This window comes from Thiobacillus sp. SCUT-2 (genome assembly GCF_035621355.1).
In the GTDB taxonomy this organism is placed as follows: domain Bacteria; phylum Pseudomonadota; class Gammaproteobacteria; order Burkholderiales; family Thiobacillaceae; genus Thiobacillus; species Thiobacillus sedimenti.
The window spans coordinates 2,622,812-2,646,948 of the sequence record NZ_CP141769.1 but is presented as its reverse complement, the minus strand read 5'-3'; the positions used below and the strand labels follow the sequence as shown (position 1 = coordinate 2,646,948).

20 protein-coding genes are annotated in these 24,137 nt (G+C 66.0%); 15 read left to right on the top strand and 5 right to left on the bottom strand.

All coding sequences use genetic code 11. The features are described from left to right. Positions 1 to 2: 2 nt before the first annotated feature. The 9 genes from VA613_RS13215 to VA613_RS13175 all read left to right on the top strand — a co-directional run bounded on the left by VA613_RS13215 (position 3) and on the right by VA613_RS13175 (position 10,682). On the top strand, positions 3 to 500 hold the full coding sequence (locus tag VA613_RS13215; RefSeq protein WP_324779484.1) for a hypothetical protein: 498 nt from the start codon (positions 3 to 5) through the stop codon (positions 498 to 500). A 5-nt stretch (positions 501 to 505) separates the two neighbouring features. Then, on the top strand, positions 506 to 1,273 hold the full coding sequence (gene dsrO / locus VA613_RS13210; RefSeq protein ID WP_324779483.1) for a sulfate reduction electron transfer complex DsrMKJOP subunit DsrO: 768 nt from the start codon (positions 506 to 508) through the stop codon (positions 1,271 to 1,273). Between the two features lie 6 nt (positions 1,274 to 1,279). Then, positions 1,280 to 2,482, top strand: a complete 1,203-nt coding sequence (nrfD, locus tag VA613_RS13205; RefSeq protein ID WP_324779482.1) for an NrfD/PsrC family molybdoenzyme membrane anchor subunit — start codon at positions 1,280 to 1,282, stop codon at positions 2,480 to 2,482. A gap of 59 nt (positions 2,483 to 2,541) precedes the next feature. Then, the gene (locus VA613_RS13200) at positions 2,542 to 3,948 is read left to right on the top strand and encodes a cobyrinate a,c-diamide synthase (RefSeq protein WP_324779481.1); all 1,407 of its coding nucleotides are present in this window, start codon (positions 2,542 to 2,544) and stop codon (positions 3,946 to 3,948) included. A gap of 17 nt (positions 3,949 to 3,965) precedes the next feature. Next, positions 3,966 to 4,286 (top strand): HesB/IscA family protein, encoded by a 321-nt coding sequence (locus tag VA613_RS13195; RefSeq protein ID WP_324779480.1) that lies wholly within the window; start codon positions 3,966 to 3,968, stop codon positions 4,284 to 4,286. Positions 4,287 to 4,290: 4 nt separating this feature from the next. Then, positions 4,291 to 5,730, top strand: coding sequence for a siroheme synthase CysG (cysG, locus tag VA613_RS13190; RefSeq protein WP_324779479.1), 1,440 nt, complete (start codon positions 4,291 to 4,293; stop codon positions 5,728 to 5,730). 16 nt (positions 5,731 to 5,746) lie between these two features. Next, positions 5,747 to 5,998 (top strand): DUF2798 domain-containing protein, encoded by a 252-nt coding sequence (locus VA613_RS13185; RefSeq protein WP_324779478.1) that lies wholly within the window; start codon positions 5,747 to 5,749, stop codon positions 5,996 to 5,998. Positions 5,999 to 6,091: 93 nt separating this feature from the next. Then, positions 6,092 to 9,667 (top strand): pyruvate:ferredoxin (flavodoxin) oxidoreductase, encoded by a 3,576-nt coding sequence (gene nifJ / locus VA613_RS13180; protein WP_324779477.1) that lies wholly within the window; start codon positions 6,092 to 6,094, stop codon positions 9,665 to 9,667. A 1-nt stretch (position 9,668) separates the two neighbouring features. Continuing rightward, positions 9,669 to 10,682 (top strand): dihydroorotate dehydrogenase-like protein, encoded by a 1,014-nt coding sequence (locus tag VA613_RS13175; protein ID WP_324779476.1) that lies wholly within the window; start codon positions 9,669 to 9,671, stop codon positions 10,680 to 10,682. Between the two features lie 7 nt (positions 10,683 to 10,689). Here the strand turns inward: VA613_RS13175 and VA613_RS13170 are convergent, their stop codons facing one another. Beyond that, a complete protein-coding gene (locus VA613_RS13170; RefSeq protein WP_324779475.1) occupies positions 10,690 to 11,193 on the bottom strand; it encodes a potassium channel family protein in 504 nt (167 codons plus the stop codon). Positions 11,194 to 11,348: 155 nt separating this feature from the next. Then, the gene (locus VA613_RS13165) at positions 11,349 to 11,993 is read right to left on the bottom strand and encodes a hypothetical protein (protein ID WP_324779474.1); all 645 of its coding nucleotides are present in this window, start codon (positions 11,991 to 11,993) and stop codon (positions 11,349 to 11,351) included. Positions 11,994 to 12,173: 180 nt separating this feature from the next. Between VA613_RS13165 and VA613_RS13160 the strand changes: the two genes are divergently transcribed. The 5 genes from VA613_RS13160 to VA613_RS13140 are packed head-to-tail and all read left to right on the top strand — an operon-like array spanning position 12,174 to position 19,012. Then, positions 12,174 to 15,071, top strand: coding sequence for a tetratricopeptide repeat protein (locus VA613_RS13160; protein ID WP_324779473.1), 2,898 nt, complete (start codon positions 12,174 to 12,176; stop codon positions 15,069 to 15,071). Further along, positions 15,068 to 16,195 carry a DegT/DnrJ/EryC1/StrS family aminotransferase gene (locus tag VA613_RS13155; protein ID WP_324779472.1) on the top strand — a complete coding sequence of 376 codons (1,128 nt, stop codon included), beginning with the start codon at positions 15,068 to 15,070 and terminating at the stop codon, positions 16,193 to 16,195. Before VA613_RS13160 ends, VA613_RS13155 begins: the two co-directional genes overlap by 4 nt. Further along, entirely contained in the window at positions 16,192 to 16,902 is a 711-nt protein-coding gene (locus VA613_RS13150; protein WP_324779471.1) for a WbqC family protein, read from the top strand. Before VA613_RS13155 ends, VA613_RS13150 begins: the two co-directional genes overlap by 4 nt. Then, positions 16,899 to 17,924: a sulfotransferase gene (locus VA613_RS13145; protein ID WP_324779470.1), complete on the top strand. Its 1,026-nt coding sequence runs from the start codon at positions 16,899 to 16,901 to the stop codon at positions 17,922 to 17,924. The genes VA613_RS13150 and VA613_RS13145 overlap by 4 nt, the downstream gene beginning before the upstream one ends. Next, positions 17,921 to 19,012 carry a class I SAM-dependent methyltransferase gene (locus VA613_RS13140; RefSeq protein ID WP_324779469.1) on the top strand — a complete coding sequence of 364 codons (1,092 nt, stop codon included), beginning with the start codon at positions 17,921 to 17,923 and terminating at the stop codon, positions 19,010 to 19,012. Before VA613_RS13145 ends, VA613_RS13140 begins: the two co-directional genes overlap by 4 nt. Positions 19,013 to 19,024: 12 nt before the next feature. On the opposite strand, the gene VA613_RS13135 is transcribed toward VA613_RS13140, so the two are convergent. After that, positions 19,025 to 19,591, bottom strand: coding sequence for a peroxiredoxin (locus tag VA613_RS13135; RefSeq protein WP_324779468.1), 567 nt, complete (start codon positions 19,589 to 19,591; stop codon positions 19,025 to 19,027). 359 nt (positions 19,592 to 19,950) lie between these two features. Here VA613_RS13135 and VA613_RS13130 point away from each other — a divergent pair, with 359 nt between their 5' ends. Continuing rightward, entirely contained in the window at positions 19,951 to 22,182 is a 2,232-nt protein-coding gene (locus VA613_RS13130; protein WP_324779467.1) for a sensor domain-containing protein, read from the top strand. Between the two features lie 43 nt (positions 22,183 to 22,225). Here VA613_RS13130 and VA613_RS13125 read toward each other — a convergent pair whose 3' ends face one another. Next, on the bottom strand, positions 22,226 to 22,888 hold the full coding sequence (locus VA613_RS13125) for a response regulator transcription factor (RefSeq protein WP_324779466.1): 663 nt from the start codon (positions 22,886 to 22,888) through the stop codon (positions 22,226 to 22,228). Continuing rightward, the gene (locus tag VA613_RS13120; RefSeq protein WP_324779465.1) at positions 22,885 to 24,102 is read right to left on the bottom strand and encodes a GAF domain-containing sensor histidine kinase; all 1,218 of its coding nucleotides are present in this window, start codon (positions 24,100 to 24,102) and stop codon (positions 22,885 to 22,887) included. The genes VA613_RS13125 and VA613_RS13120 overlap by 4 nt, the downstream gene beginning before the upstream one ends. Between the last annotated feature and the right edge of the window lie 35 nt (positions 24,103 to 24,137).

Sequence of the window (24,137 nt, the reverse complement as noted above, 5' to 3'; positions counted from 1 at the left end):
GCGTGGCCCGCAAGTTCAAACGCCTTCTGGCTCTGGGGGCGGTCGTCCTGACGACCGCGGCCCTGGCCTGGGCCGGGTCGGAAGACCAGCCCAAGGCCGGGGGGGCCCCGAAGCCGGTGATCACGAAGGCCGCCAAGGGCGAGCACTGCGTCGAACCCAACGAGTTCATGCGCCGCAACCACATGAAGGTGCTGCTGCACCATCGTGACGAGACGGTGCTCGAAGGGATTCGTACCAAGAAGTACAGCCTGAAGGAATGCATCAACTGCCACGCCAGCGAAAAGACTGGCAGCGTTGCGGCCTCGAAGGACGACTTCTGCGTCAGCTGCCACACCTATGCCGCGGTGAAGATCGACTGTTTCGACTGCCACTCCACCAAGCCGCAGGGCTCGATGGCCATGCATCCGCTCAACGCGGAGTCGGCCCATTACGCCCATCAGCTGGCGGCACAGGCCGATCGCAAGATCAGCCCCGAAGACATGGCCGGGGTTGCCAAATGACCGAGATGAAATCGATGACTGACAATTCGCCCGCGTCGCCCGAGCGGCGCCGGTTTCTCGGGGCCGCTACGGTCGCCGCAGGCGTCACGCTCGCTCCAGGCGTGATGCTGGTCGAAGTGGCGCACGGCCGCCCCGAAGACCAGGCGGCCAGCGGCGCGGTGCGCTGGGGCATGCTGGTCGACGCCACCAAGTGCGCGAGCGGCTGCGACGAGTGCGTCAGCGCGTGCAGCACCGAGAACGGCTGGACGCCGGTTGCCGAGAGCAAGCACCCCAAGCAGGCGCCGCAGTGGATCCGCAAGCTGGAACTCCAGGATCCGCTGACGCAGCAGGAGACCAACCTGCCGATGCTGTGCCAGCACTGCGCCGAGCCGCCGTGCGTCGACGTCTGCCCGACGGGCGCGTCGTTCAAGCGTGCCGACGGCATTGTCCTGGTGAACCGCCACACCTGCATCGGTTGCCGTTACTGCATGATGGCCTGCCCGTACAAGGCTCGCTCGCTGGTTCACGAGCCGCTGAACGACACGCAGAAGCCGGATGTTCCCCGCGGCGTTGGATGTGTCGAGGCCTGTACGTTCTGCGTGCAGAAGGTCGACCGCGGCGACGGCACCACCGCCTGCGTCGAGGCCTGTACCAAGGCCGGTCATAACGCCCTGGTGTTCGGCGACATGAACGACCCCGAAAGCGAGATTTCGAAGCGGCTGCGCGAACTGCCGACCAAGCAGGTCCGCGCCGACCTCAATCTCAATGTCGGCGTCCGCTACCACGGAATCTAAAACAACATGGCAAGCATTACTTTCCGCGAAGTTGAAGGCAGCAGCCTGAAGTACTGGATGCTGTTCGGCGGCATCGGCCTTTTCGTGCTGTTCGGCTTTCTGTCCTACCTGTACATGCACCATCACGGCCACGTCGTGACGGGCATGGACAACCAGGTCGTCTGGGGCCTGCCGCACGTGTTTGCGGTGTTCCTGATCGTGGCGGCCTCGGGCGCGCTGAACGTCGCGTCGATCGCGTCGGTGTTCAACAAACCCATGTACAAGCCGCTGGCGCCGCTTTCGGCGATTCTCGCGCTGGCCCTGCTGGCGGGTGGCCTGCTGGTGCTCGTCCTCGATCTCGGCCGCTCGGACCGCCTGATCGTCGCGATGACCCACTTCAACTTCACGTCGATGTTCACGTGGAACGTGTTCCTCTATTCGGGTTTCTTCGTGCTGGTCGGGATCTACCTCTGGACCATGCTCGACAGCAGCGTGAAGGCGTATACGAAGGTCGCCGGCACCGCCGCCTTCCTGTGGCGGCTGATTCTCACGACCGGTACCGGTTCGCTGTTCGGTTTCCTGATCGCGCGTGCCCTGTACGGCAGTGCGATGCTGGCGCCGATGTTCATCATCATGTCGTTTGCCTACGGCCTCGCGATCTATCTGCTCGTGCTGGCCGCGTCGTACGCATGGACCGGTCGCCCGCTCGGCGACGTCGTGATGAACCGCCTGCGCTACCTGCTGGCCGTATTCGTCGCCGCCGTGCTCTACTTCGTGGTGGTCTACCACCTGACCAACCTCTACTTCGCGAAAATGCACGGGGCGGAAGCCTTCATCCTGCGCGATGGGGGGGACATCACCACCCTGTTCTGGGTGGGCCAGATCGTCGTCGGCTGCGTGCTTCCGCTCGTGATCCTGCTGACCGGCCTTGGCAAGCAGCGCAGCTGGGTCCTCGTGGCCTGCGTGCTCGTGATCCTCGGCGGCATCGCGCAGGAGTACGTGACCATCATCGGCGCCCAGGCCTATCCCCTGGAAATGTTCCCGGGCATGACGATGAAGAGCACGTTCTATGACGGCGTCGTGCATGACTACTCGCCCAGTACGCCTGAATGGTTCCTCGGGCTCGGCGGGGTGGCGATCGCGCTGCTCATCACGACCTTCGCGGTCAAGGTGCTCCGTCTGCTGCCGGTCAGCCTGGACGACGCCACCGTCGCCAAGCTGGAACACTGACGTGCGGCGACCTGCCGGACGAAGGCCGGCAGGCGGGCGTCAGGCATGAATCGGCCAACATGATGACGAACGATTCGAACGCGCGCGGGGCTTCCAGGCCCCGCGTCTTCATTTCTGCGGCGCACAAATCGTCCGGGAAGACGACCCTGACCCTGGGGTTATGCGCGGCGCTGCACGCGCGCGGCCAGGCGGTGCAGCCCTTCAAGAAGGGACCCGATTACATCGATCCGCTCTGGCTCGGCATGGCTGCCGGGCGGCCCTGCTACAACCTCGATTTCCACATGATGCAGCACGCCGAGATCACGGGGCTGTTCGGGCGCGCGGGCGCCGGCGCCCGCGTCAGCCTGATCGAGGGCAACAAGGGACTCTACGACGGCCTCGATCTCGACGGCAGCAACTCCAACGCCGCCCTCGCCAAGTTGCTGGGTGCACCGGTCGTGCTGGTCATCGACGCGCGCGGCATGACCCGCGGCGTCGCGCCCCTGATCCTCGGCTACCAGGCCTTCGACCGCGACATCCGGATCGCCGGCGTGATCCTGAACAACCTCGGCGGAAGCCGCCACGAATCGAAGCTGCGCGCGGTGATCGAGCATTACACCGATGTCGAGGTCCTCGGCGCCGTCCAGCACGATGCCGGCATGCAGATCACCGAGCGGCATCTCGGCCTGGTGCCGGCCAACGAGCAGGACGCCGCGCGCGTGCGCATTCAGCGGGTTGGCGAGCGCGTCGCGGCGCAGGTGGATCTCGACCGGGTCGTTGCGATCGCGGACAGTGCTCCGGACTTTCCTATGCCGCAGGCGCCCCTGCAGGCGACGTCCGCCGAGCGACTGCGCATCGGCATCGCCCAGGATCCGGCCTTCGGCTTCTACTACAGCGAAGATCTCGACACCCTGCGCGGGGCCGGCGTCGAGCTGGTCGCGATCGACACCTTGCGCGACCGCGTGCTGCCGGACGTCGACGGGCTGCTCATCGGCGGCGGCTTCCCCGAGATGTTCATGAACGAACTCGAGGCAAATGCGACGCTGCGCGGGCAGATCCGCGATGCGATCGATGCCGGCCTGCCGACCTACGCCGAGTGCGGCGGGCTGATGTACCTGTCGCGCGAGCTCAGCTGGCAGGGCAGGACCTGCCGGATGGTCGGTGCAGTGCCGGGAAATACCGTGATGCACGACCGGCCGGTCGGCCGCGGCTATGCGAGGCTGCAGCCGACGGGCGCGGACCACTGGCAGGAGACGGCTGAGATTCCGGCGCATGAATTTCACTATTCGAGCTTGGAAAACCTCCCCGCCGACGCCATATTCGCCTACGAGGTCACGCGGGGTCACGGCATCGACGGCCGGCACGACGGATACCAGCATCGCAACCTGCTCGCCGGCTACGTCCACCGCCGCGGGTCCGGCCCCCGCGGCTGGATCGGACCGTTTTTGAATCAGGTGCGCACGCACAAGGCGCGTGCCGCCGCTTAATTTTCGAGGGAAGGCCCATGATCAAGATCACCGACGCTGCCGCCGCGCAGATTCGTGTCGCCAACAACAACCCCGACGTATTCGAGATGATCCTGCGGGTCGCCGCCTACCAGGAAGAAGACGGCAGCGTGAATTACGGCATGGGCTTCGACACCGAACGCGAGGCCGACGAGCATCTGATCGTCAACGGCATTCAGCTGCTGATCGCGCCGCAAAGCACGCCCTACCTGCAGGGCGTGACGCTCGATTTCGTCGAGATGAGCCCGGGCGACATGCGCTTCATCTTCATCCCCCCGTATTCGGCCGAGGAGGCCGACCAAGCCGCGCCTGCCGAGTGACCCGATGAACTACCTGCCGATTTTCCTCGATCTGCGCGACCGTCACTGCCTGGTGGTGGGCGGCTCCGAAACCGCGGCGCGCAAGACGGAGCTGTTGTTGCGCGCCGGCGCGCGCGTCGATGTCGCCGCCCCTGACTTGCATGAAGGCTTCGCGCGGCTTCCGCACGCCGAACGCGTGGCCCGCGTGGCCGACGCCTTCCGCCCCGAACTGCTCGAAGGCAAGGACGCCGTAATCGTCGTCGAGGAGGACGCCACCGCGGCGAAACTGGTTGCCGACGCCGCGCGCACACGGCACATCCCGGTGAACGTGGCCGACAAGCCCGCGCTGTGCAGCTTCATCCTGCCGTCGATCATCGACCGCTCGCCGATCATGGTGGCGGTGTCCAGCGGCGGCGAATCGCCGGTACTCGCGCGCATGCTGCGGGCACGCCTGGAGACGCTGATTCCTGCCGCCTACGGGCGGCTGTCGGCGCTGGCGTCGCGCTACAAGGACCGCGTGCGGGACGCGATCAAGCCGGAGCAGCGGCGCGCGTTCTGGGAAAAGGTCTTCCTCTCGCCGGTGGCCGAAATGGTGTTCTCCGGCCGCGACGCCGAGGCCGAGACCCAGCTCGACGCGATGATCCGGGAGGGAGCGCAGCACGACATCAGCCGCGGCGAGGTCTACCTCGTCGGCGCAGGGCCGGGCAATCCGGACCTGCTCACCTTCCGCGCGCTGCGCCTGATGCAGCAGGCCGACGTCATCGTCTATGACCGTCTCGTCTCGCCACCGATTCTCGACATGTGCCGGCGCGACGCGGAGCGCATCTATGTCGGCAAGGAGCGCGACGACCACGCGGTGCCGCAGGAGGAAATCAACCTCATGCTGGTGCGGCTGGCCAAGGAGGGCAAGCGCACGCTGCGGCTGAAGGGCGGTGATCCGTTCATCTTCGGCCGCGGCGGCGAGGAGATCGAAACCCTGGTCGAGCACGGCGTGCCGTTCCAGGTCGTGCCAGGCATCACGGCCGCCGCCGGCGTGGCGTCGTATGCGGGCATTCCGCTCACCCACCGCGACTATGCGCAGTCGGTCGCCTTCGTCACCGGCCACCTGAAGGAAAACACCTTCAATCTCAACTGGGAAGGCATCGCCCGTCAGGATCAGACGATCGTCATCTACATGGGCCTGAAGGGATTGCCGCTGTTGTGCGAGGCGCTGATCAAGCACGGGCTCACGCCCGACACCCCGGCGGCGATCGTCCAGCACGGCACGCTGCCGACCCAGCGTGTGATCACCGGCGACCTGCGGAGCCTGCCGACGCTGGCGGAAGAGGCCCGGCTGAAGCCGCCGACGCTCATCATCGTCGGCAATGTCGTCAGGCTGCGCGAGAAGCTGGGGTGGTACCAGCCCCAGCTGCACGGCGAGCAGGGCCATCGGACGCCGCTCGAGGCACCCGACCAGCTGGGTTGAAGCGCGGCGCCGCCTCATGCATCGTCGACGCGTCATGAAGCTGCCTGCCCGTTTCGCGCACCCGCTGTTTTCCCTGCTGCTGTCCGGGCTGATGTCGCTGCTGGTATCCGGCGTGGCCACCTGGCAGACGATCGGCCTGATCGCCGGCTTCGCCGGCAAGTGGCTGTCGGCCTGGCTCGGCTCCTGGGCCGTGGCGTTTCCCTCGGTCATGGTGATGGCGCCGCTGGTCCGCCGGGTGGTCGCGAGCTGCGTGCATCCCCGCACCTGACATCCGCTTCGCCGCCCTGAGCGCATGTCGCCGGGCTGGCCCATTTCCCTCGTGCGGCTAGAATAAAGGACAGAATTGTCCGAAGGCCGCATCATGACGCGCACGCACACCATCGACGGCAACGAAGCCGTTGCCCGCATGGCCTACCTCGCGAGCGAGGTGATTGCGATCTACCCCATCACCCCCGCCTCCAGCATGGGCGAATGGGCCGACGAATGGGCCTCCCAGGGGCGCACCAACCTGTGGGGGGCGGTTCCGAAAATCATCGAGATGCAGTCTGAGGGCGGCGCGGCGGGCGCGCTGCATGGCGCGCTGACCTCGGGTGCACTGGCGACGAGCTTCACCGCCAGCCAGGGCCTGCTCCTGATGATCCCCAACCTCTACAAGATCGCCGGCGAGCTGACCCCCTTCGTGCTTCACGTCGCGGCGCGCGCAATCGCCACGCACGCGCTGTCGATCTTCGGCGACCAGTCCGACGTGATGGCGGTGCGGGCGACCGGCTGCGCGCTGCTTGCCTCCGGCTCGCCGCAGGAGGCGCAGGACCTTGCGGTGATTGCGCACGCCGCGACGCTCGCCGGCCGCCTGCCGGTGGTCCACTTCTTCGACGGCTTCCGTACCTCGCATGAGGTCGTCAAGATCGAAGCGGTCGACGAGGCGACGGTCCGCGCGATGCTCGACGCCGACCTCATCGCGGCGCATCGCGCGCGCGCCTTGTCGCCCGAGCACCCGGTGCTGCGCGGCACCTCGCAGAACCCGGACGTGTTCTTCCAGTCGCGCGAGCGCGCCAATCCCTACTACGACGCGTTTCCCGGGGTGCTGCAGGCGGCGATGGACCGTTTCGGCGAACGCACCGGCCGGTCCTACCGGCTGTTCGAATACGTCGGCGACGCCGACGCCGAACGCGTCATCGTGCTGATGGGCTCGGGCGCGGAAACCGCGCACGAGACGGTCGAGCATCTGAACGCGCGCGGCGCCAGGGTGGGCGTGCTGAAGGTGCGCCTGTACCGGCCATTCGCCGCCGACGCGCTGCTCGCGGCCCTGCCCGCCACCGCCCGCGCGATCGCCGTGCTCGACCGCTGCAAGGAGCCGGGTGCCGACGGCGAGCCGCTCTACAAGGACGTCGTGACGGCCTTGGCGCAGGCGGCGGCCGATGGCGTGCGCGCCATGCCGCGCGTGATCGGCGGCCGCTATGGCCTGGCGAGCAAGGAGTTCACCCCGGGCATGGTCAAGGCGGTGTTCGACGAACTCGCCGCCGCGGCGCCCAGGCGCCAGTTCAGCATCGGCATCCACGACGACCTGACGCATCTGTCGCTGCCGTGGGACGCGGCATTTCGCACGGATGCCTCGCGCCGCCTGCAGCATGCGGTGTTCTGGGGACTGGGCTCGGACGGTACCGTGTCGGCCAACAAGAACTCGATCAAGATCCTCGGCGAGGCGACCGCCCTGCAGGCGCAGGGCTACTTCGTCTACGACTCCAAGAAATCCGGTGCGGTGACGGTGTCGCACCTGCGCTTCGGCCCCGCGCCGATCCGGTCGTCCTACCTCGTCGAGCCGGGGATGGCAGGCTTCGTCGCCTGCCACCAGCCGATGTTCGTCGACCGCTACGAGCTGCTCGAGCACGCCGCGCCGGGCGGGGTCTTCCTGCTCAACACGCCGGCATCACCCGATGCGGTATGGGAGACCCTGCCGGCGAGACTGCGCGCGCAGATCGTCGACAAGCGTCTGCAGCTGTGGGTGATCGACGCCTACGCCGTCGCCGCCGCGGCCGGCATGGGACGCCGCATCAACACGATCATGCAGACCTGCTTCTTCGCGATATCCGGCGTCCTGAAAAAGGACGCGGCCATCGTCGCGATCAAGCACGCGGTCGACAAGACCTACGGGCGCAAGAGCCGGCGGCTGGTCGAGCTGAACTACCAGGCGATCGACATGGCGCTGGCGGCGCTGCACCAGGCGGCTGTCCCAGCCGAAGCCGGCGCCGATGCGAGGGCGGCCGTGCACGAAGCCGTTGCCGAGCTGCCTGATTTCGTGCGCGACCTGACCCTGCCGCTCTATCACGGCCACGGCGATGCCCTGCCGGTCTCGATGATGCCGGCCGACGGCACTTATCCGCTCGGCACCGCGCAGTACGAGAAGCGCAACATCGCGCTGGAAATCCCGGTGTGGGATCCCGATCTGTGCACCCAGTGCGGCAAGTGCGTGTTCGTCTGCCCGCACAGCGCGATCCGCGCTCGCGCCTTCGCCGCCGAGGCGGCGGTCGCCGCACCGCCGACATTCAAGCACGTGGCGATCAAGAGCAAGGACCTGCCGGCCGGCACGCACATCAGCTACCAGGTGGCGCCGGAGGATTGCACCGGCTGCGGCGATTGCGTCGAGGCCTGTCCGATCCACGACAAATCCAACGTCTCGCGACGCGCCGTCAACATGGCGCCGATCGGCCCGCTGCGCGAGCAGGAGCGCGAGAACTTCGCCTTCTTCCTGCGCCTGCCCGAGTTCGACCGCAGCCTGCTGAAGCAGGGCACCATCCCGGGCTCGATGCTGCTCGATCCGCTGTTCGAGTTTTCCGGTGCCTGTGCCGGCTGCGGCGAGACGCCGTACATCCGGCTCGCCACCCAGTTGTTCGGCGACCGCATGCTGATCGCCAACGCGACCGGCTGCTCCTCGATATACGGCGGCAACCTGCCGAGCACGCCCTACACGGTCAACGCGGCGGGGCGTGGCCCGGCGTGGAGCAATTCGCTGTTCGAGGACAACGCCGAGTTCGGGCTCGGCATGCGCCTGGCTGCGGATCACCTGATGGACTACGCAAAGCAGCTGGTGCGCGAGCTCGCTTCGGACATCGGCGGCGACCTCGCCGAGGCGCTCGTCAGCGCCGACCAGCGCGACGAGGCGGGCATCGTCGCCCAGCGCGAACGCGTGGCGCTGTTGCGCGATCGGCTCGCGGCGTCGCGGCATGCGCGCGCGCAGGAACTCGTCGCGGTCGCCGAATGGCTGGTCCGGCGCTCGGTATGGATCATCGGCGGCGACGGCTGGGCCTACGACATCGGCTACGGCGGCCTCGATCATGTGCTGGCCTTGCCCTACGACGTGAACATCCTGGTGCTCGACACCGAGGTGTACTCGAACACCGGGGGGCAGACCTCCAAGGCCACGCCGATCGGCGCGGTCGCCAAGTTTTCCGCCGGCGGCAAGGCGACGGCGAAGAAGGATCTCGCCAGGCTCGCCAGCGACTATGGCCACGTCTACGTCGCGACGGTCGCATACGGCGCGAAGGACGTGCAGACCCTGCGCGTCTTCCACGAGGCCGAGGCCTATCCCGGGCCCTCGCTGATCGTCGCCTACAGTCCCTGCATCGCCCACGGCTACGACATGCTCTACAACCAGCGCCAGCAGGAGCTCGCGGTGAAGAGCGGGCACTGGCCGCTGTTCCGTTTCGACCCGCGCGTGGCGGAGACCGGCGGCAATCCGTTCCGGCTCGACTCGGCGCCCCCGTCGCAGCCGGTCAAGGCCTTCATGGAATCGGAAACCCGCTTCGCGATGCTCGCGCGCAGCCATCCGGAAGCCGCGAAGCGTTTCCTGGAGCAGGCGCAGCAGGAGGCCGAGCGGCGCTTCAAGACCTATCAGGCCCTGGCGCAGGCGCCTGCCGACGTATCCAAACCCGGAGCCTGACATGACCGATCTTTCGACCGACTATCTCGGGCTGCGGCTGAAGAACCCCCTGGTGCCCTCCGCCTCGCCGCTGTCGCGCAATCTGGATACGGCCTTGCGGCTGGAAGACGCCGGCGCCGCGGCGCTGGTGATGTATTCCCTGTTCGAGGAGGAACTGCACGCCGAAGACGCGATGCTCGACCGCTTCCTGCTGCACGGCGAACTCGGGCACGCCGAGGCGGAGAATTATCTGCCCGGCGCCGGCGCCTTCCATGGCGGCCTCGACCGCTATCTGTCGCAGCTGCACCAGCTCAAGCGGCGGCTCGAGATTCCGGTGGTGGCGAGCCTCAACGGCATCTCCCCGTCGGGCTGGGTCGAGCTTGGGCGCGCGCTCGAACAGGCCGGGGCCGATGCGCTGGAGCTCAATGTCTATCATGTCGCCGCCGACATGCACGCGGACGGCGCGGCGGTCGAGGCGCGCTACGTCGAGCTGCTCACCGAGCTGCGTCGCGTGGTGAGTCTGCCGATCGTCATGAAGCTGTCGCCGTTCTTCTCCTCGCTGCCGCATCTCGTGCAGCGGCTGGAAGCCGCCGGGGCGCAGGGCGTCGCGCTGTTCAACCGCTTCTACCAGCCGGACATCGACCTCGACGAACTGCGCATGACCGACCAGCTGCATCTGTCGACGGCCGAGGAGGCCCTGCTGCGCATCCGCTGGATCGCGATCCTGCACGGCCGGACGCGGCTGACGCTTGCCGCGACGGGCGGCGTCCACAGCGAGAGCGAGGCGCTGAAGCTATTGCTCGCCGGCGCCGACGTGGTGCATCTCGCCTCCTGCCTGCTGCAGCACGGCCCGGACAAGCTCACCGAGATCCTCGCAGCGATGCTGAACTGGATGGAGGAGAAGGAGTACGCGTCCATCGCGCAGCTGAAGGGCAGCATGAGCCAGCGCAATCTTCCCGATCCCTCCGTGGTCGCACGCGCCAGCTACCTGCGCGTGCTCGACAGCTACACGCCGCGCCCCGGCGTGTGGTGCTGAGTACCGGTCAGCGTCGGAACACGTCCGGATGGCGTCGGGTACGCCGGTGCGCGCCGGGCGCACGACGTACCTTCGCGGCTTCGCCCTCGTCGCCGCTCCAGAAGCGTTCCATCGCGATGTAGGTGTAGGACGCGGACCAGCCGATCAGCAGCAGGCCATTGAGCGCTTCGGCGCCGGCGAGCATGCGCAGGTCACCGCTCGGAATCACGTCGCCGTAGCCGAGCGAGGTATACGTCTCGGCCGAGAAATACATCGCCGCGCTCATGCTGAGATGGCGGATCTCGCCCAGCTTCCCCAGCCCCAGATAGCGGACGAGCACATAGGTCGTCAGCGCGTACAGGATGATTTCCGCCGTGTGCGCGAAGAACGCGCCGAAGATGACGGCGATGAGCTTGCTGCGCGGCGGGATCGTTAGCACGGGGAGGCTGAGCGTCAGCGCACGCAGCACTTCATAGTGAATCAGGGTCGTCGCGACGAGCAGCGCGACGCAGAAGGTGGCAACGATGATCATCTGGGCATCCGGCACGCCGGGCCACGGCGGCCCGACGCGCATATGACCGTCGCGGGGGCGGGAAATTCAGTCGCACCACGTCTTCCTGCGCGGCGGTTCCCCGCTCGGGCCTGCCCCTCATGGCGGGCAGCCGACGTGTTGTGCCTCGCGCAATTCTAGGTGCGCGTCCCGCGAATGAAGTCGACCGAGATGAGGGGAGGGGAGGGCTTGGCGGCTTCCGGCGCGGCGGGCCTGCCGTCGAGAAAAGGCAAAACGAAGGTTTCAAATCGGGCGGCTGCCTCGAAGGCGGGGTCGAAGTTGAAGGATTTTCCGTTCAGGCCGAGGCAGACCTTGCTCGTCCAGCGCCTGGCGACGGGGTCGAAGTGGCACCCGGCGTAGTGCGTCCCCTCGACCTGGGTGCCGAGCACCGCCATGTGGGACCGCACCGGGTTGACGGGATCGACCCACGACAGCGTCCCCCAGACCGGGAAGGCGTTGCCGGGCGCATCGTTGGCCAGTTCGCTGCGCAAATGATGGATGTAATGCCGATACTCGTCGGCCAGGCTCGAGGCGGGCAGGAAAGCCTGCATTTCAGGGTGCTTGATGCTCAGGCCCGGCACCGCCTGGGCGATTTCCCGGATGCGGTGCAGGGCGTCGATGAAGCCCCAGGCCGACCCCAGCGCCGCGATCAGCTTCGACTCGTGGCTCGGGATCTCGCAGCAGCTCTCCCACAGGCCCGCGTAATGGTGCCGGAGCATCTGGAATGAGTAGTACAGGCCGTCCAGGCAGCGCACTTTTCTGGTGTCGAGGGCGGAGGGCATGGCGTTCCTCACCTGAAATCGGGGCATTGATCTGTCGTTATATACAGAAATGGGGCGCGGCGCAGCTCCGCGGGGCGAATAGCCCGGGAAAAGCGGCGCTTTTCCGCGTTTTGCCATGGCGACGGGCACCACATAATGCAAGCAACCCGAAAATCCACCAACCGACCAGGATCAGCCCAATTGAGCGCCCATTCCAGCTCCGACCATGCCGCGCCGCAAGCGATCGACCTGCTGCTGCAGCAGGCCATCGCGCACCATCGCTCGGGCCGGCTGCTGGAGGCGGGGCAGCTCTACCAGGCCATCCTGCAACGCGAGCCGGTGCATCCCGAGGCGAACCACAATCTCGCGATGATTGCGGTCGAGGCGGGGCAGCCGGTCGCCGGCCTGCCGTATTTCGCGGCCGCACTCGATGCCGACCCGACACGCGCCGCGTACTGGCTCCACTATATCGACGCCCTGTTCCAGGCCGGGCAGGCGGAGGATGCGCGCGCGGTGCTCGAACTGGCGCGGCAGCAGGGGCTGGGGGGCGACGAGACCGATGCGCTGGCGACGCGCATCGGGCTGGCGCCGACCGCGCAGGCGGAGCCGGACGGGCCGCACGACGAGGGCGGGTGGGCGCGCGCGGCATCTCACTCAGGCGAGGGCGTCCCCGGCCGCCAGGACATGGATGCGCTCGTGACGCTGTTCGCTGCAGGCCGTTACGGCGAGGTCGTCGCCGGCGCGCAGCGGCTGGCCGAGCGATTCCCGCAGCATGTCTTCGGCTGGAAGATCCTCGGGGTCGCGCTCAAGCTGCTGGGCCGCGGCCAGGAGGCGCTCGAGCCGATGCGGCGGGCGGCGCGGCTCTCGCCGGCAGACGTCGAATCGCACTACAACCTGGGCGTCACCCTGCAGGAGCTGGGACGCCTCGACGAAGCGGAGGCGAGCTACCGGCAGGCGCTGCAGATCGATCCGCTCTATGCCGATGCACATCTCAACCTGGGCGTCGCGCTCCAGCGCCTCGGCCGCCTGGACGAGGCCGAGGCGAGCCTGCGGCAGGCATTGCAGGTCAGACCGGACTACGCCGAGGCGCACGGCAATCTCGGCAGCATCCTGCGGGAACAGGGGCGGCTCGACGAGGCCGAGGCGAGCCTGCGGCAGGCGCTTCGAGCGAGACCGGACGACGCCGTGTATCAGGGAAACCTCGGCAAATGTCTCCAGCAGATGGGGCATCTGGAGGAAGCCGCTGCGAGTTACCGACAGGCATTGCAGATCAATCCAGACGACGCCGATATTCATAATGATCTGGCGGTACTGAATCAACGGCAAGGCCGTCTGGAGGAGGCGGACGCGCATTTCCAGATCGCGCTGCACATACGCCCGGACGATGCCCGGACGCTGGCCAACCGGGGCAATCTACTTCGCCACATGGGGCGGTTGCCGGAAGCAGAAGCCAATTTCCGACGTGCGTTGGAGCGAAATCCCGAGGACGTCGACACGCATGTCAAACTTGGAAATGTGCTGCGGAAACTGGGGCACGCCAGTGCGGCTGAGACCAGTTTCAGGCGTGCGCTGGATATTCTCCCGGATCATGCCGATGCCCATACGGGATTGGCGCTTGCGCTTCAGACGCTTGGGCGGCTCGGTGAAGCCGAGGCGTGCTATCGGGCGATTTCGCAACGCTGGCCGGACAATGCGGGCGTGCTCAGCAACCTTGCTCAGGTTCTGCTGGACCAGGGACGGCTGAATGAGGCGGACGAGTGCTTCCGGCAGGCGCTGCAAACGAGCCCGGACCACGGGGCGCTGTACAGCAACTTCCTCTACTATCTGACGCTCAGCGCCTCGGCCGATCCGCAGGCGGTGTCCGCCGAGCATCGCGGCTTCGGCGAGCGGTTCGAGACCGGGCTGAGGCCGCACTGGCCGGCACATGCGAACACGCGCGATCCGGAGCGCGGCCTGCGGGTGGGCTTCGTTTCGCCCGATTTCCATAACCATGCGGTCGCATCGTTCATCGAGCCGGTGCTGATCCATTTGTCCGGCTATCCGCACCTGACGCTGCACGCCTTCTACAACAGCTTCATCCATGACGACGTCACCCGTCGCCTGCGGGGGCATTTCGCGCACTGGCATCCGGTTGCCGACCTGTCGGATGCGGAACTGGCGGACGCGATCCAGGCGGACGGCATCGACATCCTGATCGACCTCACCGGCCACACCGCCAGCAATCGCCTGCTCGCATTCGCGCGCAAGCCGGCGCCGGTGCAGGCAAGCTGGCTGGGCTACCCGGGGACGACGGGGCTGCGCGCGGTGGACTACTATCTGGCCGATCGCTTCCTGCTGCCGCCGGGGCGGTTCGACGACCAGTTCACCGAGAAGATCGTCCGCCTGCCGGCCAATGCGCCGTTCCTCCCGCACGCGGCGGCGCCTGCGGTGAGCGACCTGCCCGCGCTGCAGAACGGCCATCTCACCTTCGGCAGCTTCAACCGGCCGAACAAGCTGAGCCGTGCGGTGATCGCCGTGTGGTCGCGGCTGCTGCGCGCGCTGCCCGATTCCCGGCTGCTGCTCGGCGGCATGCCGGAGCGGGGGCACTCCGACACGCTGCTCGGCTGGTTTGCCGAGGAAGGGATCGTGCCGGAGCGGCTCGACTTCCATCCGCGCAGCGGCATGGAGGACTATCTGAAGCTTTACCAAGGGGTCGACATCTGCCTCGACACGTTTCCCTACAACGGCGGCACGACCACGCACCATTCGCTCTGGATGGGCGTGCCGACCCTCGTCATCGAGGGTGACAGCATGCCCGGCAGGGTCGGGACGGCGATCCTGTCGCGTGTCGGGCTGCAGGATTTCGTGGTCGAGGACGCCGACGCGTTCGTGGCGCGCGGCGTCCACTGGGCGAACCACCTGCCGCGGCTGGCCGAGTTGCGCGCCGGCATGCGCGAGCATCTCGCGCAGTCGCCGCTGCGCAGGCCGGAACTGCTTGCCGCCGGACTCGACCTTGCCTTGCGGGAAATGTGGCGGCGCTGGTGCGCGGGATTGCCTGCCGACACCTTCGAAGTGTCGCTGGATAAGCTGGATGCGACGATGGGGGAAACGAAGCCATGACGACACCTGAGAAAACGTCGACGGTTTACGTCACGCGGCCACTGCTGCCACCGCTGGAGGACTTCATTCCCTATCTGCAGCAGATCTGGGACAACAAGTGGCTGACCAACAACGGCCCCTTTCACCAGGAGTTCGAACAGGCGCTGTGCGACTACCTCGGCGTCAGGCACATCTCGCTGTTCGCCAACGGCACGCTCGCGCTGGTGACGGCGCTGCAGTCGCTGCGCATCACCGGCGAGGTCATCACCACGCCGTATTCCTTCGTGGCGACCGCGCATTCGCTGCTGTGGAACGGCATCAGGCCGGTGTTCGTCGACGTCGATCCGGTCACGCTCAACCTCGACCCCGAACGGATCGAGGCGGCGATCACGCCGCAGACCACCGCCATCATGCCGGTCCACTGCTACGGCCGCCCCTGCGACGTGGCGCGCATCCAGGAGATCGCCGACAACTACGGCCTCAAGGTCATCTACGATGCCGCCCACGCCTTCGGCGTGCAGTCGCAGGGCGAAAGCGTCCTCAACCACGGCGATCTGTCCGTGCTCAGCTTCCATGCGACCAAGGTCTTCAACACCTTCGAAGGCGGCGCGATCGTCTGCCAGGACGCCAAGACCAAGCGCCACATCGACCATCTGAAGAACTTCGGCTTCGTCAACGAGGTGACCGTCGTGGCCTCCGGCATCAACGGCAAGATGAGCGAGATCAACGCGGCCTTCGGCCTGCTGCAGCTCAAGGGGATCGACGCGGCGCTGCGCCAGCGGCGCGCCATCGACGCCCGCTACCGCGCCGGCCTGGCGGGCGTCGCCGGCATCGACTGCCTCAGCGACAAAGCCGATGGCGCGCGGAACTACGCGTATTTCCCGATCATGGTGGGCCCCGACTATCCGCTCGCGCGCGACGCGCTCTACCAGAAGCTGCGCGACAACGGCGTGCATGCGCGGCGCTACTTCTATCCCCTGATCAGCGACTTCCCGATGTACCGCGGGATGCCTTCCGCCGCGCACGCCAACCTGCCGGTGGCGCGCCGGGCGGCCGACCGGGTGATCTGCCTGCCGATCTATCCGGGGCTCGCCGACGAAGAGATCGACCACGTCATCGGGCTGGTCGCGGGACCGGGCGCATGACCCGGCTGGCGATCATGCAGCCCTATTTCTTCCCCTATATCGGATACTGGCAACTGATCCGTGCAGTGGACCGGTTCGTGATCTACGACGACGTCAACTACATCAAGGGAGGATGGGTGAACCGCAACCGGGTGCTCGTCAACGGCGAGGTCGTCTATCTCACCGTGCCTTTGGATCACGCGTCGCCCTTCCGCCGCATCTGCGACACGCGCCTCGCGCCGGCGCGGCCGTGGCGCGAGAAACTCGTCAGGACGATCGAACTGGCCTACCGCAGGGCACCCTGCTTCGACGAGGTGTATCCGTTCGTCGCGGACCTCGTGCGCCATGAAACCGACAGCCTGTCCGAGTACCTGGTCCATCAATTGCGGACGATCGCGGCCTTCCTGGGGATCCGGACCGAGTTCGTGCCGTCCAGCCGCGCCTACGGCAATGCCGCGCTCGCGGCCCAGGCGCGCGTCGTCGACATCTGCCGGCGGGAAGGCGCGGATACCTACGTCAACGCCTCCGGCGGGCAGGCGCTTTACGACGCCGGGACCTTCCGCGGCGCCGGCATCGATCTGCGCTTCATTGCCATGCGACCGATTCCCTACGCGCAACGAAGCGCGGCCTTCGTTCCCTCCCTGTCGATCATCGATGCGCTCATGGCGCTCGGGGCGGCGGGCATCCGGCCGCATCTCGAGGCATACGACCTGAGGGAGGCCGCATGAGCGCGGGCGTGCCGGGCGACGACGCGGAACGCACCGATCCCTTCCGCCGCAACCTGCGCCTGGAAGCGCTCCTGCAGTCGCTGAACGGCCTGCTGGCGTGTTCCGAGCAGGCCGCGCTCGACGGCGCGGCACGGCGGACCGCCCCTGTTCATCCGCTGGTGTTCGTGATGGGGCCGCTGCGAAGCGGCACGACGCTGTTCATGCAATGGCTGGCGCAGACGGGCCTCGTCGCCTATCCGACCAACCTGCTTTCGCGTTTCTACGGCGCCCCGGTCGTCGGCGCCCACATCCAGCTGCTGCTGACCGACCCGCGCTACAACTTCCGCGACGAGATCCTGGATTTCGGCGCGCCCATCGCGTTCGAGTCGGAGAACGGCAAGACCCGCGGCGCGCTGGCGCCCAACGAGTTCTGGTATTTCTGGCGCCGCTTCCTGCCATTCGGCGAACTCGACTGGCTGCCCGACGACGAATTGTCGCGCGCCGTCGACCGCGCCACGCTGGTGTCGGAGCTGACCGCGCTGACGCAGGTGTTCGACAAGCCGTTCGCGCTCAAGGCGATGATCCTCAACTACAACATTCCCTTCCTCGATGCACTGTTCGAGCAGGCGGTGTTCGTCCAGATACGGCGCGATCCCGTCGCCAACGTCGCCTCCATCCTGGAGGCGCGCGAGCGGCAGCTGGGCAGCCGCGCCGCGTGGTACTCGTTCAGGATTCCCGAGTATCCGCAGCTCAGCGAACTGGAGCCGATCGCCCAGGCCGCGGGGCAGCTGCATTGCATCAACCGCGCGGTCGACCGCGGCATGGCCGGGGTTGCCGAATCGCGCAAGCTCGTCGTGCAGTACGAGGATTTCTGCGGGCAGCCCGAGGCGGTGTTCCGCCGGCTCGCCGAGAAGCTCGGACGGCCCGCGGCGCACTACGACGGCCCCGCGCATTTCGACATCCGGCGCGGCGAGATCGGCGAGCGTGCCGCGATCGAAGCCGCGCTGACCGCCTGGTCCGGCAGCGAGGCCACCGCACGGTGAACCCCCAACGGTCGCTGCTGGTGTTCCCGATCGACCTGCCGCAGTCGCAGGCGTTCGTCCGCACCGCCCGCCAGCTGGGCTTCCGCGTGGTGGCGGCGTCGTCCGAGCCGCTCGATCCGGCGCAGTTTCCCGACTGCGCGACGGCGTACCTGCCCTACGTCACCGACGCGGCCTTCGACGTCGCGCTGGCCGACCTGCTCGCACGGCAGCGGATCGACGCCGTCTTCGCGTCGCACCCGGCGATCTGGTGGCATCTGCGCGCGCTCGCCGAGCGCGGCGACTTCCCGCACGCGTTCCGTCTTTGCAACGAGTCGCCGTACGAGATGGACTGGCAGCCCTACGGCGAGGCCTACCGCTGGGCCGAGGCGTGCCATGCCGCCGAACCGCTGGCGCCGGGTGAGGCCGCCCCCGCCTTGCCCGTGTCGAACTATGCCGGGCTTTACCGAAGCTACAACCTGATCCCGGGCCAGAGCGACAACACCAAGCTCCTCGCCCTGGCGCAGATCGCGCGCCAGCTTGCTCGCGGCGACGTCGTCGAGATCGGCGCGCTGTACGGAAAGTCGGCCTTCGCGCTCGCCTGGCTCGCCAGATTCCACCGCGTGGGCAGCGTGCTCTGCGTCGATCCGTGGGAAATCGCCTCGATCCGCAACCAGGGCGAGTCCGCGCGGCTCATCAACCGCGCCGTCGGCAACCGCGACTGGCAGCAGGCATTTCTCGGGTTCTGCGCCTCGCTCGCCGGCTTCGACAATGTGAACTACCTGCGCGCACCATCCGATCATGCCGTCGGCCTCTACCGCGAGGCCGCCGCCGCGGGTGGCGTGAGCTCGAAGGAGTTCGGCCGCACGACGGTCGACGGCCGGATCGCCTTGCTGCACATCGACGGCAACCACCGCTACGAGGCGGTCAAGCGCGATCTCGAAACGTGGCTGCCGCTGGTCGGCGAGGGCGGCTGGGTGCTGCTCGACGACTACGTGTGGGCCTTCGGCGACGGCCCCAGGCGAGCCGGCGACGAGTTGCTCGCAAGCCGTGCGGTCAGCGCCGCCTTCGTGGCGGCGGATACCCTGTTCGTGAGGCTTGAGGAAACTTAGTGTATTGCCAAGTCAGGCCGCGTTTTCCTGGAGCCAGCCAATGACATTGGCGGCGTTTTCGGTCGGTGGGAAGACCGGATAGAAGACTTTGCGTATTGCGCCGTCTTCAATGATGAGCGTGAGCCTTTTGATGAGGCGAAGTCCGTTGTATTCGAACGTAGGCAGCCGCAATGCGGTCGCCAACTCGAAATGGCTGTCGCTCAACAACTCGAAAGGCAAATGGAGGCGCTGGACGGCTTCTCTCTGGTCTTCCGAGGTCTGCGAACTCACACCATAAGTCCTCGCGCCCAAATCGAGCAAGTCGGCATGGTGGTCACGAAATGAACAGGATTGAGGCGTGCAACCCCGTGCGCCAGGAATCTCGTTCCAGCCGACCATCGGAGGCGCGTCCGGTCTCCCCGTCATGGGATAGAAGTAAACAACGGATATTCCTCTTTCGAGCCCAGGATTGACCTTGGTGCCTGAAGTGCCTGCCAGGGCGATGACAGGCATGTTCATCCCTTCTAGGTGGGCGCACGCGCCGTCATCTTCAGGGACAGGCAAATCGTCGGGTAGAACGAGCAGATTCCTTGAATTCATTTGGTTTCCATTTTGTTCGCATGTTGCCCTGCATGATGCAGCCATCTGAACACGGTATGTGAAGAACCGGCCAAGGCGTATGACACGGCCCGGTCCCGCTCAAGCGATTGGACAGATGGAACGGTGGTCTTGCCAGGCGATGACGACGACGGCGACGGCAAATACCCGTGCCCCCTGCTTCTGGAAGGGTATTCGAACCTGGCCCCTTCAATTGTCACGGTGGCGCGAGGCAATGCCGTATCCGCGGGTATGGCATTCGACGGAGTGCACATCGGAAGCCCCATATTGGTTCAATCGGCTTGGATTCGCGTACGCCCCCAGGCACGAATTCCATGACCTATAAAGGGTAAATTCCGCGGATGCAGAACCGTATGACGGTAGGGCCGGTCATCCGGCAACCGGCGGGCAAGGGGGCGCGAAGAAGAATGCTTAGAACCTTCAAGAATTACTACGAGTCGCTTTTTCACGCTTCGCCCAATGCTTATATCCTGCTTACGCCCGACCTGATTCTGGTCGACATCAACGCCGCGCATCTGCGCCTGACGGGTTTCGAGCGTCAAGAGGTCCTCGGCAGGCACCTGTTCGATGTCTTTCCGGTTCCGGGAGAGGCGCAGTTGCAGCAATTGCGTGCGTCCTTTGCCCGCGTGGTGGCCAACGAAGTCGAAGACACGATCCATCACCTGCATTATCCGATCGTGCATCGGACCGGGACTGGCGAGGTTTGGGAGGACAGGTACTGGACGGTGGTGAATACGCCGCTATTCGATGAGGATGGCGAGGTTTCGCTGATTCTCAACTATGTCACCGACATAAGCCATTTCTTCCAACAGGATGGCGCGGAGCGCAACCGATTCAGCAATTTGCAGGATATTCGCCGCGCGAACCTCGCGCTGGAACTGAGCGCGATGGACAGCGAGCGCAAAAGGCTGCGCGCCTTGATGGAGCAGGCCCCGGGTTTCGTGGCCGTCGGGAGAGGGAACCGGCACACCTTCGAGCTTGCCAACAAAGCCTATTACCAACTGGTCGGCCACCGTGAACTGCTTGGCAAACCCGTGCGCGAAGCCTTGCCGGAGCTCGAAGGCCAGGGGTTCTACGAGCTTCTTGATCAGGTGTACCAGTCAGGCAAGCCCTTCATCGGGCGCGCCATGCCGATCCTGTTTCAGCAGGAGCCCGGCTCGCCGCTGGTCGAGCGCTATATCGACTTCGTCTATCAGCCGATATTCGAGCAGGATGGTACGGTTTCCGGCATTTTCGTACAGGGACACGATGTCACCGAAGCGCATGAGCTGTCGCAGAAGCTGAGTCACCAGGCTGCGCACGATTCCCTGACCGGGCTGTTCAACCGTCGTGAGTTCGGGTTGCAGGTGGAACGGGCAATCAAGAACCTGTCGGGCAAGCATGACGGGCACTCGTTGATGTATCTGGACCTTGATCAATTCAAGCTGGTCAACGATACGTGCGGACATCGGGCCGGCGACGAGTTCCTGCGTCTGATCAGCATGGTTTTGAATTCGAAGATAAAGTCGACCGATATTCTGGCGCGTCTGGGAGGAGACGAATTCGGCCTTCTGCTTGAGAACTGCCCGATCGAGACGGCATGCCATATTGCCGAGGAATTGCGACAAGCGATCAAGGATGTGGAATTCATCTGGCAGAACCGCGTCTTCGGCGGCAGCGTCAGCATCGGCTTGCTTTCCTTCAGCGACCCCGCAACGAGCCCCGCCGACGCGCTGAGCGCGGCCGACTCGGCGTGTTTCCTGGCGAAGGAAAAAGGCCGCAATCGCGTACAGGTTTACCGGCAAGAGGACAACGAACTCGTCGCCCGCTGGCGCGAGATGGACTGGGTAGGACGCCTAAGGACCGCACTGAAGGAAGAACGGATCGAACTGTATGCGCAAAGGATCGAAGCCTTGTCCAGCGATGCGGAGAAGGTGGCGCACCATGAAATCCTGATCAGGCTCAGGGACGATGAAGGGGAAATGGTGCCCCCCATGGCCTTCATTCCCGCTGCCGAACGCTACGGCCTGATGCCCAGCATCGATCGCTACGTCATCGAAAAGGCGTTTGCCTATCTTGCGGACGAGAACAAGCCGGGCGGACGCCCCCTGCTCCTGTCGATCAATCTCTCCGGCAACACGCTCAACGATGAACACATCGCGTCCTTCATCAGCAAGACGGCGCAGGCGTCGGGCGTGAACCCTGCGCAAATCTGCTTCGAAATCACGGAGACGGCTGCCGTCGCCAACCTGACGCATACCGCCAGCCTGATCGGGGAAATCAAGCAGCACGGCTTCCGCTTCGCACTGGACGACTTTGGAAGCGGAATGTCGTCCTTCGGTTATCTCAAATACCTGCCGGTGGATTTCCTCAAGATCGACGGCGTTTTCATCAAGCACATACTTGAAGACAAGGTGGACGCGGCCATGGTGGAGGCGATCGCCAGAGTAGCCAGTGTCATGGGCATACAGACGGTCGCAGAGTATGTGGAGAACGACACGGTCAGGAAGCTGCTGGAAGAAATCGGCGTGGACTATGGCCAAGGCTATGGCATCCACGAACCAGAGCCAATTCGTTCGATGAGCAGGCGGTGAAATAGCGGCGGCGGTGCGTTTGATGCAGGGGGACGCGAATTCGCTACCGTCCCTCGCGCCCGCCCGGCGCGACCTTGTGCTCCACCGCGAACACCGCCGCCTCGACGCGCGACGACAGGTTGAGCTTGGCGAGGATGTGACGGACGTGCAGCTTGACGGTGTCGTGGCTGATGTCGAGGGTGCGCGCGATGGCCTTGTTGGATTCGCCGCGCGACAGGTGGGAGAGGATTTCGCGCTCGCGCGGCGTCAGCGCGTCGAGCAGGGAACTCGCATCCTGGCCCTTCTGGTCGTAGAGCTTGACGAGCTTGGCGGTCATCGCCGGGGCGACGACGGTTTCGCCGCGCTGCGCGCGCAGGATCGCGTCGACCACCTCGTCGGGTTCCATGCTTTTCAGCAGATAGCCGTTGGCGCCGGCGCGCAGCGCGCGCGCGAGGTCGTCCTCCGCCTCCGACAGCGTGAGGATGAGGATGGGCAGGTCGAAATCATCGGCGCGCAGCTGCTGCATCAGCGTGATTCCGTCGGTGCCCGGCATGTTGAGGTCGAGGATCAGCACGTCGGGGCGATGCGCGCGCAGCAGCATGGCGACGTCGTCCGGGTTCCCGGTGAAGGCGGTGACCTCGATGTGGCCGCTCTGCTCCAGCAGCTCCGCCAGGCCCTTGCGGAACAGCGTGTGGTCATCGACGAGGATGATGCGGGTGAGGCTCATGCGGGGTGTTCGCTGTGTTGGTGGGACGCGGCGCGCTGCGGGAAGACCAGGCGGATGACCGTGCCGCCGGCCGGGCGCGATTCCACGCTGAGCCGGCCGTTCAACTTCGCGGCGCGCTCGCGCATGATGGTCAGGCCGAAGCTCTTGCCCATGGTCGACGACTCGTCGTGCTTCTTCTGCACGCCGACGCCGTCGTCGGCGACGTTGACGATGTACTGCCCGTTCTCGAGGTCGAAGGTGATGACGACGTGGCGCGCGCGGGCGTGCTTGGCGATGTTGTACAGCGATTCCTGGATGATGTGGAAGACCTGGATTTCCTCGTCGGGCGAGAGGTTGACGTCCTGCACCAGGTTGAGGAAGTCGACGTCGGCGTTGGCCTTCTTGCGGAAGCTCTTGGCGAGCTCCTGGATCGCCGGCACCAGCCCGCGCGGGTTGATGCGGTCGCGGTACTGGGTGATGAGGTCGCGCAGGTCGGCATAGGCGAGATCGACCGCCTCCTCGACGTCGCCGAGGTAGCGGTTGGCCTTGGGGTAGTCCTCGTGGCGCATCGCGTCGTTCAGCACGGTGAGCCGCATCTTGGCGTAGGCGAGCGTCTGCGCGAGCGAGTCGTGGATCTGGTTGGCGAGCATCTGGCGCTCGTTCATCAGCGAGATGCGCATGTTCTCGCGGGTGAGCCGCGCGTTCTCCAGGGCGATGCCGAGGTGCTCGCTGATCGAGCGGAACAGCAGGCGCACGTCCTCGGGGACGCTCTTGCCTTCTTCCATGAACAGGTTGTAGACGCCCATCACCTGGTTCTTGTGCATCAGCGGCACGGCGACGACGCTGTTGCAGGTGCTCGTGAAATAGGGATCGTTGGCCTGGCGCTTGCAGAAGGCGACGTTGTTCCAGCTGCTCACGGTGACTTCGCGCGCGGCCTTGCCGCATACGCCGCAGTCGACGCTGACGATGTGCTCGTGTTCGACCAGTTCGGGCGGCAGGCCCACCGAGCCGATCAGGCGCAGATGGGTGCGGTCGTCGGTGATGACGCGCACCGCGCCGGCCTGGGCGCCGGCCAGGCGGATCATGGTCGAGAGAAAGCGCCCCAGCAGCTGTTCGACGTTGGCATCGGTCGACAGGCTGGTGGTGATCTCCGACAGCACGCGGAGCGCCGGCACGCTGACGTTTCCGGGGTCGCTCGGCGTGTGCTGGAGCAGGGGGTGGACGTTGTCGTTCATGGTGCGATCAGGGAAGAGCACTTACCAGCATATTC

What these genes read in the sequence shown, in the direction of transcription:
- VA613_RS13120 (WP_324779465.1), bottom strand. Translation starts at nt 24,102, where the DNA reads ATGAACGACAACGTCCACCCCCTGCTCCAGCACACGCCGAGCGACCCC.
- VA613_RS13170 (WP_324779475.1), bottom strand. Translation starts at nt 11,193, where the DNA reads ATGATCATCGTTGCCACCTTCTGCGTCGCGCTGCTCGTCGCGACGACC.
- VA613_RS13200 (WP_324779481.1), top strand. Translation starts at nt 2,542, where the DNA reads ATGATGACGAACGATTCGAACGCGCGCGGGGCTTCCAGGCCCCGCGTC.
- VA613_RS13130 (WP_324779467.1), top strand. Translation starts at nt 19,951, where the DNA reads ATGCAGAACCGTATGACGGTAGGGCCGGTCATCCGGCAACCGGCGGGC.
- cysG (WP_324779479.1), top strand. Translation starts at nt 4,291, where the DNA reads ATGAACTACCTGCCGATTTTCCTCGATCTGCGCGACCGTCACTGCCTG.
- nifJ (WP_324779477.1), top strand. Translation starts at nt 6,092, where the DNA reads ATGACGCGCACGCACACCATCGACGGCAACGAAGCCGTTGCCCGCATG.
- nrfD (WP_324779482.1), top strand. Translation starts at nt 1,280, where the DNA reads ATGGCAAGCATTACTTTCCGCGAAGTTGAAGGCAGCAGCCTGAAGTAC.
- VA613_RS13125 (WP_324779466.1), bottom strand. Translation starts at nt 22,888, where the DNA reads ATGAGCCTCACCCGCATCATCCTCGTCGATGACCACACGCTGTTCCGC.
- VA613_RS13185 (WP_324779478.1), top strand. Translation starts at nt 5,747, where the DNA reads ATGCATCGTCGACGCGTCATGAAGCTGCCTGCCCGTTTCGCGCACCCG.
- VA613_RS13155 (WP_324779472.1), top strand. Translation starts at nt 15,068, where the DNA reads ATGACGACACCTGAGAAAACGTCGACGGTTTACGTCACGCGGCCACTG.
- dsrO (WP_324779483.1), top strand. Translation starts at nt 506, where the DNA reads ATGAAATCGATGACTGACAATTCGCCCGCGTCGCCCGAGCGGCGCCGG.
- VA613_RS13175 (WP_324779476.1), top strand. Translation starts at nt 9,669, where the DNA reads ATGACCGATCTTTCGACCGACTATCTCGGGCTGCGGCTGAAGAACCCC.
- VA613_RS13135 (WP_324779468.1), bottom strand. Translation starts at nt 19,591, where the DNA reads ATGAATTCAAGGAATCTGCTCGTTCTACCCGACGATTTGCCTGTCCCT.
- VA613_RS13145 (WP_324779470.1), top strand. Translation starts at nt 16,899, where the DNA reads ATGAGCGCGGGCGTGCCGGGCGACGACGCGGAACGCACCGATCCCTTC.
- VA613_RS13165 (WP_324779474.1), bottom strand. Translation starts at nt 11,993, where the DNA reads ATGCCCTCCGCCCTCGACACCAGAAAAGTGCGCTGCCTGGACGGCCTG.
- VA613_RS13150 (WP_324779471.1), top strand. Translation starts at nt 16,192, where the DNA reads ATGACCCGGCTGGCGATCATGCAGCCCTATTTCTTCCCCTATATCGGA.
- VA613_RS13195 (WP_324779480.1), top strand. Translation starts at nt 3,966, where the DNA reads ATGATCAAGATCACCGACGCTGCCGCCGCGCAGATTCGTGTCGCCAAC.